The organism is Streptomyces sp. cg40 (assembly GCF_050320165.1).
GTDB classification, from domain to species: domain Bacteria; phylum Actinomycetota; class Actinomycetes; order Streptomycetales; family Streptomycetaceae; genus Streptomyces; species Streptomyces hokutonensis.
This window is the reverse complement of the sequence record NZ_CP190128.1, coordinates 4,581,021-4,598,136: the sequence shown is the minus strand read 5'-3', so window position 1 is coordinate 4,598,136 and position 17,116 is coordinate 4,581,021. Positions and strand designations below refer to the sequence as shown.

17 protein-coding genes are annotated in these 17,116 nt (G+C 68.4%); 12 read left to right on the top strand and 5 right to left on the bottom strand.

Annotation, left to right across the window (positions count from 1 at the left end; all coding sequences use genetic code 11):
• The first annotated feature begins 6 nt into the window (after nucleotides 1-6).
• From ACQHII_RS20230 to ACQHII_RS20205, 6 genes are all read left to right on the top strand, one after another.
• The gene (locus ACQHII_RS20230) at nucleotides 7-996 is read left to right on the top strand and encodes a peptidoglycan recognition protein family protein (RefSeq protein WP_427925366.1); all 990 of its coding nucleotides are present in this window, start codon (nucleotides 7-9) and stop codon (nucleotides 994-996) included.
• 71 nt (nucleotides 997-1,067) lie between these two features.
• A complete protein-coding gene (locus ACQHII_RS20225) occupies nucleotides 1,068-2,870 on the top strand; it encodes an ABC-F family ATP-binding cassette domain-containing protein (RefSeq protein WP_427920614.1) in 1,803 nt (600 codons plus the stop codon).
• A 189-nt stretch (nucleotides 2,871-3,059) separates the two neighbouring features.
• Nucleotides 3,060-4,784: a PQQ-binding-like beta-propeller repeat protein gene (locus tag ACQHII_RS20220; RefSeq protein ID WP_427920613.1), complete on the top strand. Its 1,725-nt coding sequence runs from the start codon at nucleotides 3,060-3,062 to the stop codon at nucleotides 4,782-4,784.
• Nucleotides 4,785-4,846: 62 nt separating this feature from the next.
• Nucleotides 4,847-6,622, top strand: a complete 1,776-nt coding sequence (locus tag ACQHII_RS20215) for a PQQ-binding-like beta-propeller repeat protein (RefSeq protein WP_427920612.1) — start codon at nucleotides 4,847-4,849, stop codon at nucleotides 6,620-6,622.
• Between the two features lie 231 nt (nucleotides 6,623-6,853).
• On the top strand, nucleotides 6,854-7,546 hold the full coding sequence (locus tag ACQHII_RS20210) for a helix-turn-helix transcriptional regulator (RefSeq protein WP_026178205.1): 693 nt from the start codon (nucleotides 6,854-6,856) through the stop codon (nucleotides 7,544-7,546).
• 47 nt (nucleotides 7,547-7,593) lie between these two features.
• The gene (locus ACQHII_RS20205; protein ID WP_427920611.1) at nucleotides 7,594-7,890 is read left to right on the top strand and encodes a hypothetical protein; all 297 of its coding nucleotides are present in this window, start codon (nucleotides 7,594-7,596) and stop codon (nucleotides 7,888-7,890) included.
• On the opposite strand, the gene ACQHII_RS20200 is transcribed toward ACQHII_RS20205, so the two are convergent.
• Together ACQHII_RS20200 and ACQHII_RS20195 are read right to left on the bottom strand one after the other, a co-directional pair.
• Entirely contained in the window at nucleotides 7,881-8,072 is a 192-nt protein-coding gene (locus ACQHII_RS20200; RefSeq protein WP_427920610.1) for a DUF397 domain-containing protein, read from the bottom strand. The genes ACQHII_RS20205 and ACQHII_RS20200 overlap by 10 nt on opposite strands.
• A gap of 8 nt (nucleotides 8,073-8,080) precedes the next feature.
• Nucleotides 8,081-8,932: a helix-turn-helix domain-containing protein gene (locus ACQHII_RS20195; RefSeq protein ID WP_427920609.1), complete on the bottom strand. Its 852-nt coding sequence runs from the start codon at nucleotides 8,930-8,932 to the stop codon at nucleotides 8,081-8,083.
• A 226-nt stretch (nucleotides 8,933-9,158) separates the two neighbouring features.
• Between ACQHII_RS20195 and ACQHII_RS20190 the strand changes: the two genes are divergently transcribed.
• Entirely contained in the window at nucleotides 9,159-9,572 is a 414-nt protein-coding gene (locus ACQHII_RS20190) for an ATP-binding protein (RefSeq protein WP_427920608.1), read from the top strand.
• Between the two features lie 33 nt (nucleotides 9,573-9,605).
• Nucleotides 9,606-10,490, top strand: a complete 885-nt coding sequence (locus ACQHII_RS20185; RefSeq protein ID WP_427920607.1) for a hypothetical protein — start codon at nucleotides 9,606-9,608, stop codon at nucleotides 10,488-10,490.
• A 41-nt stretch (nucleotides 10,491-10,531) separates the two neighbouring features.
• Here the strand turns inward: ACQHII_RS20185 and ACQHII_RS20180 are convergent, their stop codons facing one another.
• Complete coding sequence (locus tag ACQHII_RS20180) at nucleotides 10,532-10,843, bottom strand: hypothetical protein (RefSeq protein WP_427920606.1); 312 nt, start codon at nucleotides 10,841-10,843, stop codon at nucleotides 10,532-10,534.
• 20 nt (nucleotides 10,844-10,863) lie between these two features.
• A complete protein-coding gene (locus ACQHII_RS20175; RefSeq protein WP_427920605.1) occupies nucleotides 10,864-12,552 on the bottom strand; it encodes a sodium:solute symporter family protein in 1,689 nt (562 codons plus the stop codon).
• A gap of 170 nt (nucleotides 12,553-12,722) precedes the next feature.
• On the opposite strand from ACQHII_RS20175, the gene galT reads away from it, so the two are divergent.
• The 4 genes from galT to ACQHII_RS20155 all read left to right on the top strand — a co-directional run bounded on the left by galT (nucleotide 12,723) and on the right by ACQHII_RS20155 (nucleotide 16,735).
• Complete coding sequence (galT, locus tag ACQHII_RS20170) at nucleotides 12,723-13,781, top strand: galactose-1-phosphate uridylyltransferase (RefSeq protein ID WP_427920604.1); 1,059 nt, start codon at nucleotides 12,723-12,725, stop codon at nucleotides 13,779-13,781.
• Nucleotides 13,781-14,746 carry a UDP-glucose 4-epimerase GalE gene (galE, locus tag ACQHII_RS20165; RefSeq protein ID WP_427920603.1) on the top strand — a complete coding sequence of 322 codons (966 nt, stop codon included), beginning with the start codon at nucleotides 13,781-13,783 and terminating at the stop codon, nucleotides 14,744-14,746. Before galT ends, galE begins: the two co-directional genes overlap by 1 nt.
• 10 nt (nucleotides 14,747-14,756) lie before the next feature.
• Entirely contained in the window at nucleotides 14,757-15,899 is a 1,143-nt protein-coding gene (gene galK / locus ACQHII_RS20160) for a galactokinase (RefSeq protein WP_427920602.1), read from the top strand.
• Between the two features lie 104 nt (nucleotides 15,900-16,003).
• Entirely contained in the window at nucleotides 16,004-16,735 is a 732-nt protein-coding gene (locus ACQHII_RS20155; protein ID WP_427920601.1) for an HAD family hydrolase, read from the top strand.
• On the opposite strand, the gene ACQHII_RS20150 is transcribed toward ACQHII_RS20155, so the two are convergent.
• The gene (locus ACQHII_RS20150; protein WP_427920600.1) at nucleotides 16,728-16,967 is read right to left on the bottom strand and encodes a hypothetical protein; all 240 of its coding nucleotides are present in this window, start codon (nucleotides 16,965-16,967) and stop codon (nucleotides 16,728-16,730) included. The two genes, ACQHII_RS20155 and ACQHII_RS20150, sit on opposite strands and share 8 nt — an antisense overlap.
• Nucleotides 16,968-17,116 lie beyond the last annotated feature (149 nt).

Sequence of the window (17,116 nt, the reverse complement as noted above, 5' to 3'; positions counted from 1 at the left end):
ACCCCGGTGGTGTTCGCGGCCACCGACTCCGACACGAGCACCAACAGCGCCCCTTCGGGCACCGAGCCGGAGACCTTCCCGGCCACCCGCACCGCGACCGCCACCGGCACCGCCCCCGCCACCACGGCCTTCGCCGCGTCCTACGTCGGCCTCCGCTGGACCGGCGACCAGGACGGCGCCGGCATCCGCCTCGCGGACGGCCCCTGGCAGCCCACCGGCACCGGCTGCGCGACCGTCGACGGCGGCGGCACGGCCCTGATCGCGGCCGACGAGGCCACGAGCTACGAGGTGAAGGCACCGGCAGGCGCGACGGACGTACACACGGTCGCGATCGACTGCACCCGGGGCCCCGGCCGCACCTTCCACGTACCGTCCGAGCCGACCCGCGTCCGCGGTGTCCGCTACCTCTCCCGCCCGGCCTGGGGCGCCGACGAGTCCAAGCGGTACAAGGACGGGAAGGTCAACACCCCCGAGGCGTACTACCCGTTGCAGTCGATCACGGTCCACCACACGGACACCCCGAACGCCGACCCGGACCCGGCCGCGACCGTCCGGGGCATCTACGAGTACCACGCGGTCACCCTCGACTGGGGCGACATCGGCTACCACTTCCTCATCGACGAGGCGGGTGTCGTCTACGAGGGCCGCTACTCCGGCGACGATCCCGTCCCGGCCTTCAACTCCGACGGCAACCTGGTCACCGCCTTCCACACGGCCGGCTTCAACTCGGGCAACCTCGGCATCGCCCTCATCGGCACCCTGGTGTCCCAGCCCCCGACCGACGCGGCGAAGGCGTCGCTGATCCGCCTCATCAAGGTCATCGCCCGCTTCAAGGGCCTCGACCCCCAGGCGAAGATCACCTACACCAACCCGGTGAACGGCGTGAAGAAGGACAACGAGACGGTCAGCGGCCACCGGGACTGGCTCCAGACGGACTGCCCGGGCCAGACGATGTACGACCTGCTGAGCGAGGTCAGGGCAGCGGCAGCTCGCTGACCTGCGCGGATCGTCAGCCTCCCGCCGCGCATTACTCTGGGAGGCTGACCGTCCCCCCTGTCAGGAGAGAAATGGCCGTCAACCTGGTCAATGTCGAGAACGTCAGCAAGGTGTACGGCACCCGTGCCCTGCTCGACGGTGTCTCGCTCGGTGTCTCCGAAGGGGACCGGATCGGGGTCGTGGGCCGCAACGGAGACGGCAAGACCACCCTCATCCGGATGCTCGCCAAGCTGGAGGAGTCCGACACCGGCCGCGTCACCCACTCCGGCGGACTCCGCCTCGGCGTCCTCACCCAGCACGACTCGCTCGACCCCGAGGCGACCGTACGCCACGAGGTCATCCGGGACATGGCCGACCACGAGTGGGCGGGCAACGCCAAGATCCGCGACGTCCTGACGGGACTGTTCGGCGGGCTCGACCTGCCGGGCTTCCCGCAGGGCCTCGACACCGTGATCGGCCCGCTCTCCGGCGGCGAGCGCCGCCGTATCGCGCTCGCCAAGCTGCTCATCGAGGACCAGGACCTGGTCGTCCTCGACGAGCCCACGAACCACCTCGACGTCGAGGGCATCGCCTGGCTCGCCCAGCACCTGCGCGAGCGCCGCTCCGCGCTCGTCTGCGTGACCCACGACCGCTGGTTCCTGGACCAGGTCTGCACCCGCATGTGGGACGTGCAGAAGGGCGACGTCTACGAGTACGAGGGCGGCTACTCGGACTACGTCTTCGCCCGCGCCGAGCGCGAACGCATCGCCGCCACCGAGGAGACCAAGCGGCAGAACCTGGTCCGCAAGGAGCTCGCGTGGCTGCGCCGGGGCGCCCCGGCCCGTACGTCGAAGCCGCGCTTCCGCGTCGAGGCCGCCAACGAACTGATCGCGGACGTGCCCCCGCCGCGCGACACCAGCGAGCTGATGAAGTTCGCCTCCACGCGCCTTGGCCGGACCGTCTTCGACCTGGAGGACGTGACCGTCCAGGCCGGTCCCAAGGTGCTGCTGAAGCACATCACCTGGCACCTCGGCCCCGGCGACCGTATCGGCCTGGTCGGGGTCAACGGCGCCGGGAAGACCTCCCTGCTGCGGGCCCTCGCGGACGCCGCCCGCAGCGACGGCGAGACCCAGCCCGCGGCCGGCAAGGTCGTCGTGGGAAAGACGGTCAAGCTCGCGTATCTCTCGCAGGAGGTCGCCGAACTCAAGCCCACGCTGCGGGTGTTGGAGGCCGTGCAGCAGGTGCGGGAGCGGGTCGATCTCGGCAAGGGGCGGGAGATGACCGCCGGGCAGCTGTGCGAGACGTTCGGCTTCAACAAGGAGAAGCAGTGGACGCCGGTCGGCGACCTGTCCGGCGGTGAGCGGCGCAGGCTCCAGCTCCTGCGGCTCCTCATGGACGAGCCCAACGTCCTCTTCCTCGACGAGCCCACCAACGACCTCGACATCGAGACACTGACCCAGCTGGAGGACGTCCTCGACGGCTGGCCCGGTTCGATGATCGTGATCTCCCACGACCGGTTCTTCGTCGAGCGCACCACCGACAAGGTGTACGCCCTCCTCGGCGACGCGACCCTGCGGATGCTGCCGCGCGGCATCGACGAGTACCTGGAGCGGCGCCACCGTATGGAGGAGGCCGCCGCCGCTGCCGCCCCCGTCGTGGAGAAGGCCGCGCCCGCCGTGAGCGCCGCCGACCAGCGGGCCGCGAAGAAGGAACTCCAGAAGATCGAGCGGCAGTTGGACAAGGTCTCCGAGAAGGAGGCCAAGCTGCACGCGCAGATCGCCGACAACGCCACGGACTTCGCCAAGGTGGCCGAACTGGACGCGCAGCTCCGGGACTTGGGCGGCGAGCGCGAGGAGCTGGAGCTGAGGTGGCTGGAACTCGCCGAGGACGCGTGAAAGGTGCGTGAAGGCGCATAACGGGGCTGTCACGGGCCGGTTCTCCCTTGGGTACAGGGGTGAACCGGCCCGTTGTCCATGGACAGCCGAGTGATAGAAAGGGCCGTCTGAGACCTGCTTGAACGCGCCTCCGGGTCCTCGCGAATCTCGGGGCGTGGCTAAAAATCAGTGAACGAGGGGGAGCCGCTGATGACTCAGCCGCCCGAACAGCCGCCGTCCGGCGGTTACGGAGCGCCGCCGAACCAACCGCCACAGCCACCGTCCGGCGGCTTCGGCGCTCCGGTTCCTCCGGCGCCCGGCTACGGCTACCCGCAGCAGCCGGGTCCGTACAACTCCGGTCCCTACGGCCAGCCGCAGCAGCCCGGTCCGTACGCCCAGCAGCCGCAGCAGCCCGGCTCCTACGGTCAGCAGCCCCAACAGCCCGGCCCCTACGGCGGCTACGGCTACCCCCCGCCCCCGCCACCGCAGTTCGCCCCGCCCCAACCCCCCTCCGGCCGCGGCCCCTTCAAGGGCAGGCCCGCGCTCCTGATCGCGGCGGCGGTCGCCGGTCTGCTGGTCGTCGGCGGCACGGTGTGGGCGGTCACCGGCGGCGGGGACAAGAAGCCGGTCGCGCAGAAGAGCGGCAGCCCCAGCGCGTCCGGCACCACCGACGACCCGGCCAACCCCGGTGACGGCAGCGGCGACGGGGGCAAGGACCCCGAGAACCTCAACGAGGGCCGCAAGTCCGGCGAGGCCAAGGTGCTCTGGTACAAGGAGGCGCCGGACGCGCCCGGTTCCGGCGCCGACGCCCCCGGAATGTGGATCACCGGCAGGACGGCGGTGAAGGCCGCGTACAAGGAGGTCGTCGCCTACAACGTGGGCAACGGCAACCCGGCTTGGGCCACGATCACCTTCCCGCAGAAGATCTGCGCCGTGACCCCGGAGAAGTCCGCCGACGACAAGGTCGTGGTGGCCTACATGAGCGGTGTCAGCGACAACGCCAAGTGCAACCACCTCCAGCAGCTCGACCTGAACACCGGGGCGAAGGGCTGGACCGCGACCGTCGCGGACGGCGACCTGTTCGACAGCGCGCTCAGCATCGGGCTGACCATCACCGGCAAGACCCTCATGGTGGGCCGCTCGCAGTCGGGCGTGGCCTACGACCTCGCCACTGGCAAGCAGCTCTACGAGAAGAAGAAGTACGGCGCGGCCTGCTTCCCGTCCGGGTTCGCGGGCGGCGACAAGCTGCTCGTGGTCTCGTCCTGCGGGGCGGGCTCCGACACTGAGCACGACGAGGTGCAGGAACTGGACCCGGCGACCGGCGGCGTCAAGTGGACGAAGGCGATCCCCAAGGGCTGGACGGTCTCCCACGTGTACTCGGTGAACCCGGTCGTCCTCTACATGACCGACGCGGACGACAAGCACTGGAACATCTCGACGCTGAAGAGCGACGGTTCCGTGCGCTCGCAGGTCGACTCCAAGGCGTCCTTCGCACCCGGCTGCGGCACCTTCAACGACGATCTCCAGGGCTGCGAGGCCGTCGCGGCCGACGCGAACACCCTCTACCTGCCGACCGACTCGACGACCGGCCCCAACCAGATCGTCGCGATCGACCTGGCCACCGGCAAGGAGAAGTGGCGCGTCAGGTCCCCGGCGGACGAGTCGATGCTGCCGGTCAAGGTCGAGGGCGGCAAGCTCATCGCCTACGTGGAGGCCGCCTACGACGCGGGCGGCCAGGTCGTGTCCGTCCCGACGGCCGGCTCCTCGCACACCACGACGAAGCTGCTCCAGCTGCCTGCCGGTACCGCGAAGATCGAGTCGAGCTTCTTCTCCCGGGACGTCGACTACGTCGACGGGCGCTTCTACATCTCCTCGACCCGGCTGAACGGCAATGACGACACGAAGGAGAAGCTGATGCTCGCGTACGGCAAGTGACGCCTCCCGCCGTCCTGTTCGCTTCCGTTCCGCTTCCGTCGACCGTCCCCGAGGTACCCGTCATGACCCAGCCGCCCCCGCCCCCGCCGAACCAGCCCCCGCAGCCGGGCGGCTTCGGCCCGCCCCAGGACCAGCCCCCGCAGCAGCCCCCGCCCCCGCCGGGCTACGGCTACCCGCAGGCACCGCCCCCGCCCCCTCCGCCCCAGCAGCCGGGCTACGGCTACCCCGGCCAGCAGCCCAACCCGTACGCGCAGCCCCCGCAGCAGCCGTACGGGCAGCAGCCCAACCCCTATGGCCAGCAGCCCGGTTACGGCTACCCGGGGCCTGGCCAGCCGGGTCAGCCGACCATGCCGTTGCACCCGCAGCCGGGCGGGCCGGGCGGCGGCGGACGGAAGTTCGGGGCGTCCGCGGTGATCATCACCGCGGCGGTCGTGGTGATCGCGCTGATCGTCGGCGGCGGGATCTGGTACTCGTCCTCGTCCGGGAAGGACGACAAGGCCGACGACAAGAAGACGAGTGCCGACTCAACTCCCTCCGACAGCAAGGGCGGTACGGGTGGCACCACGTCGGGCGGCAAGGAGAAGGTGCCCGCCGACACCGCGTCCAAGGTCCTCTTCCAGGTCCCGATGCCCAAGGTCAGCGACACGATGGTGACCTCCGGCTCCTGGCTCACCGACAAGGTGTACGCCAAGAGCGGGGCCGCCGAGGTCGACGGCTACGACCGCGACTCCGGCGCCAAGCTGTGGACGATCAAGCTCCCCGGCCCGGTCTGCCAGGCCACCAAGAACACCACGACCGACGGCAGAACGGCGATCATCTACGAGCCCGCCATGCCGACCAAGGCCAAGCCCTCCAACGGGTGCAGCCAGATCGCCGCGATCGACCTGAACGCGGGCACCAAGCTGTGGACGAAGACCGCCGACTCCGGTGACCAGCCGATCAGTTTCGAGAACGTCACCGTCAGCGCCAACACGGTCGCCGTCGGCTCCACCGACGGCGGCGCCGCCTTCGACATCGCCACCGGCAAGGTCCTGTGGAGCCCCAAGGTCGCCGACTGCTACGACGCCGGCTACGGCGGCGGCGCCAAACTGGTCGCGGTGCGCAGGTGCGGCACGTACGACTCGCCCCAGCTCCACATCCAGACCATCGACCCGACCTCCGGGAAGGTGCTCTCGGACTACAAGATGGCCCAGGGCATCGAGTACGCGAGCGTCGTGTCGACCGACCCGCTGGTCGTCGCGGCCGACGTCGGCGACAGCGCGGGCGACGGCAGCGGCATCTCCGACTTCTTCTCCATCGACAACAAGACCGGCGCGCTGCGCGCCCACATCCCGGCACCGGGCAAGCAGTACGCGGGCCGCTGCGACGGCATCACCCGCGTCGAGTACTGCACCGAACTCGCCGTAGGGAACGACCGGTTGTACGTCCCCACCGAGGAGCACGACGGCTCCGGCGACTCCTACAGCCGTACCAACGAGATCGTCGCCTTCGACCTCGCCACCGGCAAGCAGACCGGCCAGCGCGCCGATGCGGGCGACGGCTACACCATCACCCCGTTGCGCATGGACGGCAGCAACCTGCTCGCCTACAAGTCCCCGCCCTACGACAAGGGCGGCCAGGTCGTCAGCATCGACGGCAACTCCTTCAAGGAGACGACGCTCCTGGAGAACCCGAGCACCGAGACGGTACGGGACACGGAGACCAGCTTCCTGCCGGACTACTCGGAGATCCTCTACTCCCAGGGTCACCTGTACATGTCGGGTGTCTACGCGGACAAGCCCTCGTCGTCCTCCACCGACGACAAGGACCTGGCGATCGCCTTCGGCACGGCGAGCTGAACCACCCCTCCCTTCACACCTCTCTCTCACCACCCTCATCACCCGTGAATGCCCCGGAATGCGAAAAAGTCAGTCGATCCGGGGCACTTCTCTCCAGTAGGGGCAGCGCAACGTCGAACAAGCGTGTAGCTTCCGGGGGCATGAAGGACGGGGGTGCTGGGGGCCCTCTGTTCTTGAGGACCAGTGGGCATCCATAGTGGGCATCCATTGGGGGGACTGGGGGGTTGCTCGATGGGAGTGCGGCTGATGGTGGTCGACGACCACCGATTGCTCGCCGAGGCACTGGCCTCGGCACTGAAGCTGCGGGGACACCGGGTGCTGGCCGCGGCGGCGCCCGCGGCGGGCGCGGCGGAACTGGTGATCACCCGCGCACCCGAGGTGTGCCTGCTGGGCACGGCGACACCGGCCGAGCCGGGCATCTTCGACCCGGTGGTGAAGATCAAACGCGAACGCCCGCAGGTCGCGGTCCTGGTCCTCGGCCCGGTCCCGAGCCCCCGAGGCATCGCCGCGGCCTTCGCGGCCGGCGCCTCGGGCTACGTCCGCCACGACGAGCGCATAGAGGGCGTGGAGCGCGCCATCATGAAGGCCAGGGCGGGCGAGGCGGCCGTAGCACCGCAGTTGCTCCAGGGAGCCTTCAGCGAGTTGCTCAACCCGGCGGCCCAGCCCGACGACGAGGGCCAACGGCTCTTGCAGATGCTGACGCCGAGGGAGGTGGAAGTCCTGGTCCGGGTGGCAGACGGCGAGGACACCCGCCTGATCGCGGCGGGCATGGGCATAGCCCCGTCGACGGCGCGTACGCATGTGCAGCGGGTGCTGATGAAGCTGGGCGTGGGGTCGCGCCTGGAGGCGGCGGCACTGGCAGCGAGGACGGGACTGCTGGACCGTGCAGGCCCCCTGAACAATTCGGCGGGGCCGGACGCGTAATGGATCAGAGGTGGGTGCGGGAGGAGTCCCGCGTCGCGTGGGAGGCCATGAGCAGGAGCGAACACGCGGCTGCCGTCCGCAAGGGCGAGGCGACGAAGGACCCTGCCACCGCACTGCTGGCGCTGCACTGGGCCTGGGCCGTCATCGGCCCGCCCGGTGCCCGCAGGCGCTACCCCTGGCGGGACGCCTTCCTGGCTGTCAGGCCCACTGCTTTCCTTACGGACATCTACGACGGCACCGCGCCGAACGACGCCCGCACGTACGTCCGCCGCGACGCCCGGAGGGTCGAGGCGGCGTATCTGCCGTTCCTGGAGTCGACGGGCGTGGACACGGGTCAGTCGTGACGACCGGCGCGTATGCCGTGGAGGAGAGCGGCGAGGGCCGTGGGGGTGGTGGTGAGGAAGGTGGCGGGGGTGTCGCTTTCGCGGAGGTGGAGGGTGGTGGGGGTGGTGGCGAGTTCGAGGCAGGCGTTGCCGTCGCCGCCGCCGGAGAAGGACGACTTCTGCCAGTTGGCCGGGGGTGTCATGGTGCGCCTCACAGTTCCTTCGTCAGCCTGTGGATGAAGTCACGCGAGCGTTCGGGGTCGAGTGACACACCCTTCACTCTACGGAAAAGCGTTCGAAAGCTGCTGAGTTGAGCCTCGGAGTCGACGAAGGAGGAACCGTGGGGTGCGTCCCGCACGACCGTGTCCAGCTTGGGCACAGTGCCACCCGCGTACACCATGGCGCTTCCGGCGTCGATGAATCCATCCAGGTCGAACGGGATGACACGTACGGTGACGTGGTCCGCTTCCGAGAGTTCCAGGATGCGGGTGAGCTGAGCTCGTGACGCGGGACGGTCGCCGACCCGGATGCGCAGGGCCCCCTCGTGCACTACGGCTTCGTACGGAGTCGGTTGGGCACCCTCGATGATGCGGTGTCGCTTCATCCGGTGTTCCGCCCGCAGTTCGAGGTCTCTCGGGGGAAGTGCTGGCACTCTGTGCGAGAAGACCGCGCGAGCGTAGTCCTTCGTCTGGAGCAGGCCGGGGACATGGAGGAAATCCACGTCCCAGCGGTAGGTGGCGTGGTGCTCCAGCTCGGACAGGTCCAGGAACGACGTGGGCAGCAGCCCCCGGTACTCCTCCCACCAACCGCGTGTCCGATCCGTGGCCATGGCGATCAGCGCATCGATCAACTCCTCGTCCTCGCAGGAGTAATTGGCGGCGAGGCTGCGTACGCGTTCCTCGCCCACTCCAGCGATTCCGGACTCCATCTGACTCATCTGGGCGGAGTCGGACCCGACCAGCGTGGCGGCTTCCCGTGCTTTGAGGCCTGCTGTCTCACGCAGCTTCCGCAGTTCAATGCCCAGGCGTTCCTGGCGCGCGGTGACTTGCCGTCTGCGTGGCATGGCTTCCTCTCTCGGCCCAACTGCCGTGGGGCGGTGACTCGTTCGGGGGGCAGATTACGACAACGACTTGCACTGTTCCAAATTTTACCCGTACCGTCGGTGACGCGACGCACACGCTGCGAAACCCGGGACCCCGGAAGCGCACCACCCCGTCCTGCCATGACGGCGTGACAGGCCACCGCCCGTGAACCGCATCAACTCCCCACACCATCAACGGAGTTCACGTATGCCCGAAACCGAGTCCGAACCCTGGGAGTACTCCCTCTCCGTCCCGAACGACCGCCGTGCCGTCACCGTCTGTCGCCGCACCCTCCGCCTGGTCCTCACCGTGCACGGACTCATCGGCGTCGCGGACACCGCCGAACTCCTCGCGGCGGAGCTGGTGGCCAACGCGGTACTGCACACCAAGGGGCCGGCGATGCTCGGGGTGCGGTGGTCGGCGGGGGTGCTGCGGGTCGGGGCATGGGACGCGGACCCCGAACCACCGGAGTCGCCGGGCCAGTTGGCGAATCTGCTCGACGCCGAGGAGGGACGCGGCCTCGCCCTCGTCCAGGCCTGCGCCGATGTCTGGGGCTGGCAGCCGCTGTCGAGAAACGGCCGGCGCGGCAAGTACGTGTGGTGTGACCTCGCCGCGGCCTAGCTCGTTGATCATGTCGTACCGAAAGGAGAACTGATGGTCGGCTCGTCGCACGAGGCGCTGCACCGGATCTTCCAGAAGGATCCCGCGCTGCTCACCCGTGCTCTTCAGGACGTGTTGGGTGTTCCCCTGCCGGAGCCGCGTGAGTTCGCGGCCATGAACGTGGATCTCACGGAGATCGAGCCGGTCGAGAGACGCGTGGACACGTTGCTGCGGGCGGAGACCGAGGAGGGCGTCTATCTCCTGGTTGTCGAGTCGCAGAGCGACATCGACAAGAGGAAACGCGGCAGTTGGCCGTACTACCTCAGCTACCTGCACGAGAAGTACCGCTGCGAGCCCGTGCTCATCGTCATCACCCAGAGCAGCGCCACGGCCCGCTGGGCGGCGGAGCCCATTCATCTCGGGGTGCGCGGATGCCCCTCGCTGACGGTACGACCCTTCGTCCTCGGTCCGGACAACGTGCCGGTGATCGCGGACGAGCGGGAGGCCGAACGGGACGTACCCCTCGCGGTGCTTTCGGCGATGACACATGGCAAGGGTCCGCAGGCCGCCGCCATACTGGAAAACCTGGCAACCGCCCTGCGGACCATCGACCCGGACAGCGCCGCGGTCTTCGTGCAGTTCGTCGACTCATGCCTGGCGGACCGCCAGGCGCAGCAGATGTGGAGGGACCTGATGACGGCGATCCAGTACTTCTGGCGACACCCGCTGGCGGAGCAGGTGCGGGAGGAAGGGCGCGAAGAGGGGCGCGTACAGGCGACGGCGGAGATGCTTCTCCGTGTTTTCGGTTGGCGCCGGATCGACGTCCCCGAGGCCGTCCGCGACCGCATCCTCGCCTCCACGGACCTGGACGAACTCAACGCCTGGCTGGACCGCGCGAACCACGTCACCGACCCGTCGGAACTCTTCGTGGGGGAATAGCGCGACCAGCCACAGCCCACCCGCACCCGGCAGCCGTCGTCCTAAGCCCTCTCTTCCTCCTCCGCGACGTCCGTCACTTCCACCGGAGGTGTGGGCCGCAGTTTCAGCCACCCCAGGAAGAAGATCCCGAGCGACAACATCGCGATCCCGGTCCACAGGTTGATGTTGACGCCCTCGGACTTGTCCAGCGACGAATCCGACGGGTTGATCCCCGCGATCGTGACGATCACGCCGTAGACGACGAACAACCCGCCGATGATCAGCCGTAGATCGAACAGCCGGGACGCGGTCGTCGACTTACCCTCCAACTCGCTGACTTCACGCTGGAGATCGTGTTCGGAGTGTTCGGACATGGTCTCTCAATCCTCCGCGGCTAGAACGAGAACGGGATGTAGCAGAGGGCGGCCAGGACCACCGCGCCCCAGCCGAGCAGGGCCGGCCGGCGGTACCACGCGTCGTCGCCCGCGGCGGGTGCCTCGGTCATGCCGGGGGACGTCGTGCCGTAGACCAGGCCCTGGAGTTCCGCAGCCGGCTTCGGTTGCGTGAACAGGGAGACCGCGAACATGACCACCGCACCCGCGACGAACCCGGCGATCGCGGAGACGAAGTTGGCGCCCTGGTCGGAGGGGATGCTGATGATGTCCTTCTTGTACATCACGAAGTAGTTGACCATCGCCGTCACCGTGCCCGCGAGCAGGCCCCAGAAGCCGGACTTCGGGGTGGCGCGCTTCCAGAACATGCCGACGATGAAGACCACGAACATCGGCACGTTGAAGAAGGAGAACAGGGTCTGGAGGTAGCTCATGATGTTCGAGAAGGACGAAGCGAGGAACGCCGTGCCCACCGACGCCGCCACACCGATCACCGTGATCAGGCGGCCGAAGCGGACGTAGTACTCGTCCTCGCGGTCCCTCACGACGTACTTCGCCCAGATGTCGTTCGTGAAGACCGTGTTGAAGGACGAGACGTTGGCCGCCATGCCGGCCATGAACGCCGCCAGCAGCCCCGTCACCGCGATGCCGAGGACGCCGTTGGGCAGCAGTTGTTCCATCAGGTACGGGATCGCGTCGTTGTACTGGAGGTCCGAGCCGCTCGTGCCGATCTTCGGGACCAGCGCCGCCGCCACCAGGCCCGGGATCATCACCAGGAACACGATGAAGACCTTCGGGTACGCGGCGATCAGCGGGGTGCGCTGGGCGGCGGAGAGGTTCTTCGCGGAGAGGGCCCGCTGCACCTCGGCGAAGTTCGTCGTCCAGTAGCCGAACGACAGCACGAAGCCCAGGCCCAGCACGATGGTCAGCCAGTTCGCACCCAGCGGGTTGACGCTGCCGATGCCGGTGCCGCCCCACGCGGTGGTGAAGTTGTGGCCGTGGGTCGCGTCCAGCTTGTCGGTCAGGCCGTCCCAGCCGCCGACCTTCTTCAGGCCGAGGTAGGAGATGGGGATGAGGGCCGCGAGGATCACGAAGAACTGGAGGACCTCGTTGTAGATCGCCGACGACAGTCCGCCGAGGGTGATGTACGCGAGCACGAAGGCACCGGCGACGACGATCGCCACCCACTGCGGCCAGCCCAGCAGCGCCTCGACGACGATCGCCAGGGCGTACAGGTTCACACCGGCGATCAGGATCGCTGCGAAGGCGAACAGGATCGAACTCAGCAGGTGTGCCCACTTGTCGAAGCGCAGGAGGAGGAACTCCGGGACCGAGCGCACCTTCGAGCCGTAGTAGAAGGGCATCATCACCAGGCCCAGGAAGACCATGGCCGGGATGGCGCCGATCCAGTACCAGTGCACGGTGTACGCGCCGTACTGCGCGCTGTTCGCGGCCATGCCCAGGATCTCGGTGGCGGCCAGGTTGGCCGAGATGAAGGCGAGTCCCGTGATCCACGCGGGCAGGGAGCGTCCGGAGAGGAAGAAGTCGAGGCTCGTCTTCACCGATCTGCGGGCGGCCAGACCGATGCCGAGGACGACGACGAAGTAGATCGCCAGGATCGTGTAGTCGAGCCCGTCGGTGGGGAGCCGGAGCTCGGCGGCGAGGGAGGTGGGGGGCTGCAGATTCTGCATCAAGCGCTCACCTTGTGTGTGTTCTGCGTTTGGTGTTCTTTGTTTGATTTTGATGGTGACGACTGGGGGGATCGGTGGTTTGATGTGTTTAGTTCTGTGTGAAGCCCGGATGTGGCGTCGATGGTGGCGTGGATGGTGGCGTGGATGTACGTACGGATGGAGAGCCCGGCGTGAAGAAGACCTCGACCCGGTTGGCCGACGGTCGTGAGCTCATCTACTACGACCTGCGGGACGACACCGTGCGCGACGCGGTGGACCGCCGCCCGCTGGAGCGCACGGTCACCACTTCGGAGGTACGGCGGGACGTGCTGCTCGGCGACTCGGTGGCGATCGCCTCGCACCGCCAGGGCCGCACCTACCACCCGCCGGCCGACCAGTGCCCGCTCTGCCCGACGACGGGCGACCGGCTCAGCGAGATCCCGGACTCCTCGTACGACGTCGTCGTGTTCGAGAACCGTTTCCCCTCGCTGGCCGGGGACTCCGGGCGCTGCGAGGTGGTCTGCTTCACCTCCGACCACGACGCGTCCTTCGCCTCGCTGACGGAGGAGCAGGCGGCCCTCGTCCTGGAGGCGTGGACCGACCGGACCTCCGAGTTGTCGCATCTTCCCTCCGTCGAGCAGGTCTTCTGTTTCGAGAACCGCGGCGAGGAGATCGGGGTGACCCTCGGTCATCCCCACGGCCAGATCTACGCGTACCCCTTCACCACGCCCCGCACCGCCCTGATGCTGCGTTCACTCGCGGCGCACAAGGAGGCGACCGGCGGGGAGAACCTCTTCGACGCCGTTCTGGAGCGTGAACTCGCCGGTGAGCGGGTCGTCCTTGAGGGTGAACACTGGGCGGCCTTCGTGCCGTACGCGGCGCACTGGCCCTACGAGGTCCACCTGTACCCGAAGCGCCGCGTGCCCGATCTGCTCGGTCTTGACGAGGCGGCGCGCACAGAGTTCCCCAAGGTCTATCTGGAACTCTTGAGGCGCTTCGACCGGATCTTCGGTGAGGGCGAGCCTCCGACGCCGTACATCGCCGCCTGGCACCAGGCGCCGTTCGGCACCCTGGAGGAGTTCGAGGGTGTGAGCAGGGACGACTTCGCGCTCCACCTCGAGCTTTTCACCATTCGCCGTACGTCCGGCAAGCTGAAGTTCCTCGCGGGTTCCGAGTCCGGCATGAGCGTGTTCATCAACGACGTGCCGCCGGAGTTCGCGGCACAGCGACTGCGAGAGGTAGCGAGTTGATGAGCGGTAAGTACCTGGTCACGGGCGGGGCGGGTTACGTCGGCAGCGTGGTCGCCCAGCACCTGCTGGAGGCGGGCCACGAGGTCACCGTCCTGGACAACCTCTCCACGGGTTTCAGGGAGGGCGTCCCGGCGGGTGCCACCTTCATCGAGGGCGACATCCGCGACGCGGCCAAGTGGCTCGACTCCTCCTACGACGCCGTCCTCCACTTCGCCGCGTTCTCCCAGGTCGGCGAGTCCGTCGTCAAGCCTGAGAAGTACTGGGAGAACAACGTCGGCGGCTCGATGGCCCTGCTGGCCGCGATGCGCGAGGCGGGAGTCCGCAAGCTCGTCTTCTCCTCTACGGCGGCCACGTACGGCGAGCCGGAGGAGGTCCCGATCGTCGAGACCGCCCGCACCTCCCCGACCAACCCCTACGGCGCCTCGAAGCTGTCGGTCGACTTCATGATCACGAGCGAGGCGGCGGCCCACGGGCTGGGCGCGGTCTCCCTGCGCTACTTCAACGTGGCGGGCGCGTACGGCAGTTGCGGCGAGCGCCACGACCCGGAGTCGCACCTCATCCCCCTGGTCCTCCAGGTAGCGCAGGGCAAGCGGGACGCGATCTCCGTCTACGGCGACGACTACCCGACGCCGGACGGCACCTGCGTCCGTGACTACATCCACGTGGCGGACCTGGCCGACGCGCACCTGCTGGCGCTGAAGGCGGCCACACCGGGCGAGCACCTGATCTGCAACCTCGGCAACGGCGAGGGCTTCTCCGTCCGCCAGGTCATCGAGACCGTCCGCCAGGTCACCGGGCACCCGATCCCCGAGGTCGTCGCCCCGCGCCGCGGCGGCGACCCGGCCTCCCTGGTCGCCTCGGCGACCCGCGCCAAGGAGCGCCTCGGCTGGAACCCGACCCGCGCGGACCTCGCGGGCATCGTCGCGGACGCGTGGGCGTTCGCGCAGAACGTATCGAAGGGTTAGGAGAGAACACGTGGGTGTACTTGAGGGCTTCGAGGAGCTGTACGGCACCGCTCCCGAGGGCGTCTGGGCCGCGCCGGGCCGGGTCAACCTGATCGGCGAGTACACCGACTTCAACGAGGGCTTCGTGATGCCGCTCGCCCTGCCGCACACGGCGGTGGCGGCGGTGTCGCGCCGCACGGACGGGGTCCTGCGCCTCCACTCGGCGGACATCGAGGGCCCGGTGGTGGAACTGCACGTGGCGGACCTCGCCCCGCGCACGAACACGAGCTGGGCCGCGTATCCGGCGGGCGTGGTCTGGGTGTTGCGCGAGGCGGGCCACCAAGTCACGGGCGCGGACATCCACTTGTCGTCCACGGTCCCGACGGGCGCGGGCCTGTCGTCCTCGGCGGCGCTGGAGGTGGTCACGGCCCTGGCCCTGAACGACCTCTTCGAACTCGGCCTCTCCGGACCGGAGTTGGCCCGCATCTCGCAGCGCGCGGAGAACGACTTCGTCGGCGTCCCCTGCGGCATCATGGACCAGACGGCCTCGGCCTGCGCCGAGGAGGGCCACGCGCTCCACCTCGACTGCCGGGACCTGTCGATCCGTCAGATCCCGTTCGACCTGGCGTCGGAGGGCCTGTCCTTGTTGGTCGTGGACTCCAGGGTCAAGCACGCCCTCGGCGACGGCGCGTACGCGGAACGCCGAGAGGGCTGCGAGGAGGGCGCCCGCCAACTCGGCGTCCCCTTCCTGCGGGACGTGGCGTACGAAGACCTGGAGTCGTCCCTGGCCCGCCTGTCGGACGAACGGATTCGCCGCTACGTCCGCCACGTCGTCTCCGACGACCACCGGGTCGACCAGGTCATCACCCTGCTGGACGCGGGAGACGTACGGGCGATCGGCCCGGTCCTCACCGAGGGCCACGCCTCCCTCCGCGACGATCTCCGCATCTCCTGCCCCGAGTTGGACCTCGTGGTCGACACGGCGGTCGGCGCCGGCGCCCTCGGCGCCCGCATGACGGGCGGCGGCTTCGGCGGCTCGGCGGTTGTGCTGGTGGAGGCCGCGGACGCGGAGACGGTCACGAAGGCGGTGGAGGAGGCGTTCGCGGGGGCCGGTTATACGGCGCCTCGGGTGTTTTTGGCGGTGCCTTCGGCGGGGGCTCGGCGGGTGGGCTGATCCGGGGTTCGTCGTCTCCTCGTTCGGTGGAGGGCGGGGGAACTCGGGTAGACCCCGGTCCCTGCCCTCTGGGAAAGCGTCGCCGCGAACCTGACACTCTCCTGATGACCCCTGATGCACCCACGACTGAGCCGGACACAGCCTCGGCTGAAGATCTCCGGAAGCTGATGTCCTCGGTTCGATACGTCTTATGGGACCTCGACGGTCCCATCTGCCAGCTGTTCGCAGGGCACTCCGCAGCCAAAATAGCCAAGGAGTTGGTCGACTCACTCGGACCGCACGAGCAGTTCAAGGTGCTGCCCACGGAGGAACGTTTAAGCAAGGACCCGCACGGCATGCTGGTCGCCATCAGTCAGCGGCATCCGGACTCCGACCAGATAGTGAAACTGGAGGAGTGGCTGACCCGAGAGGAACTGAAAGCCGTCGACTCCGCCGTTGCGACCCCCCATGCCGGGGACGTGATCCAGGCGTGGGCCGACTCAGGTGTCCGGTTGGCCATCAGCACCAACAACTCGGCCCGGGCGGCCGCCGCTTATCTTGCTGCCGAGGGGCTCGACGGCTTCTTCCCGCACGTTTACGGGCGTACGCGTGACCTCCATTTGATGAAGCCGCACCCCTACTCCCTGATGCTGGCGCTCCGGGCGATGGGTGCCGACCCGTCGGAGGCGCTGATGCTCGGTGACGCGACAACGGACTACGACGCGGCACAGGCCGCCGACGTCCCCTTTCTGGGATACGCGCACAACCTCCCCAGGGTTCGGGCATTCCTGCGAGCGGGGGTGGAACCGTCGCGGATCGTGCGTTCCCTGGAGGAGGTTTGGGACGTGCTCAAGTGAGCTGAGCATGAGCCAGCAGCAGGCAGAGCAGCACAAGCACCCACCAGCCCCTGGGAAGCCCCTTGCCCTTCGCCTCTTTGGGAGGCTCCTCCTTCTTCGTTGCCTCGGGCGAGGCGATCACGAGAAGGGAGACCAGGCCCAGGAATGCTGCACCTAGGACTCCATACGGTGTCCGGAGCTGTTGCTCGACAACGAGCCGGACTATGAACCACGCAACATTCCTGGCGACCATGCAGGACCCCCGTCCGATTCAGTGAAGTCGGCCAATTGGACCAAACTGGCTCACGATTGGTATCCCCGGGCTGCTTGATCCCGTAACCATCAGTCCAACTGGTCTGCCAACCTGACTGAAACTGGTTTTCTCCACCGCCCTTGCGAGGT

What these genes read in the sequence shown, in the direction of transcription:
- ACQHII_RS20195 (WP_427920609.1), bottom strand. Translation starts at nt 8,932, where the DNA reads ATGCCACGCAGACGGCAAGTCACCGCGCGCCAGGAACGCCTGGGCATT.
- ACQHII_RS20205 (WP_427920611.1), top strand. Translation starts at nt 7,594, where the DNA reads ATGAGCAGGAGCGAACACGCGGCTGCCGTCCGCAAGGGCGAGGCGACG.
- ACQHII_RS20150 (WP_427920600.1), bottom strand. Translation starts at nt 16,967, where the DNA reads ATGGTCGCCAGGAATGTTGCGTGGTTCATAGTCCGGCTCGTTGTCGAG.
- ACQHII_RS20200 (WP_427920610.1), bottom strand. Translation starts at nt 8,072, where the DNA reads ATGACACCCCCGGCCAACTGGCAGAAGTCGTCCTTCTCCGGCGGCGGC.
- ACQHII_RS20210 (WP_026178205.1), top strand. Translation starts at nt 6,854, where the DNA reads ATGGGAGTGCGGCTGATGGTGGTCGACGACCACCGATTGCTCGCCGAG.
- ACQHII_RS20220 (WP_427920613.1), top strand. Translation starts at nt 3,060, where the DNA reads ATGACTCAGCCGCCCGAACAGCCGCCGTCCGGCGGTTACGGAGCGCCG.
- ACQHII_RS20155 (WP_427920601.1), top strand. Translation starts at nt 16,004, where the DNA reads ATGACCCCTGATGCACCCACGACTGAGCCGGACACAGCCTCGGCTGAA.
- ACQHII_RS20215 (WP_427920612.1), top strand. Translation starts at nt 4,847, where the DNA reads ATGACCCAGCCGCCCCCGCCCCCGCCGAACCAGCCCCCGCAGCCGGGC.
- ACQHII_RS20225 (WP_427920614.1), top strand. Translation starts at nt 1,068, where the DNA reads ATGGCCGTCAACCTGGTCAATGTCGAGAACGTCAGCAAGGTGTACGGC.
- ACQHII_RS20175 (WP_427920605.1), bottom strand. Translation starts at nt 12,552, where the DNA reads ATGCAGAATCTGCAGCCCCCCACCTCCCTCGCCGCCGAGCTCCGGCTC.
- ACQHII_RS20180 (WP_427920606.1), bottom strand. Translation starts at nt 10,843, where the DNA reads ATGTCCGAACACTCCGAACACGATCTCCAGCGTGAAGTCAGCGAGTTG.
- ACQHII_RS20190 (WP_427920608.1), top strand. Translation starts at nt 9,159, where the DNA reads ATGCCCGAAACCGAGTCCGAACCCTGGGAGTACTCCCTCTCCGTCCCG.
- galE (WP_427920603.1), top strand. Translation starts at nt 13,781, where the DNA reads ATGAGCGGTAAGTACCTGGTCACGGGCGGGGCGGGTTACGTCGGCAGC.
- ACQHII_RS20185 (WP_427920607.1), top strand. Translation starts at nt 9,606, where the DNA reads ATGGTCGGCTCGTCGCACGAGGCGCTGCACCGGATCTTCCAGAAGGAT.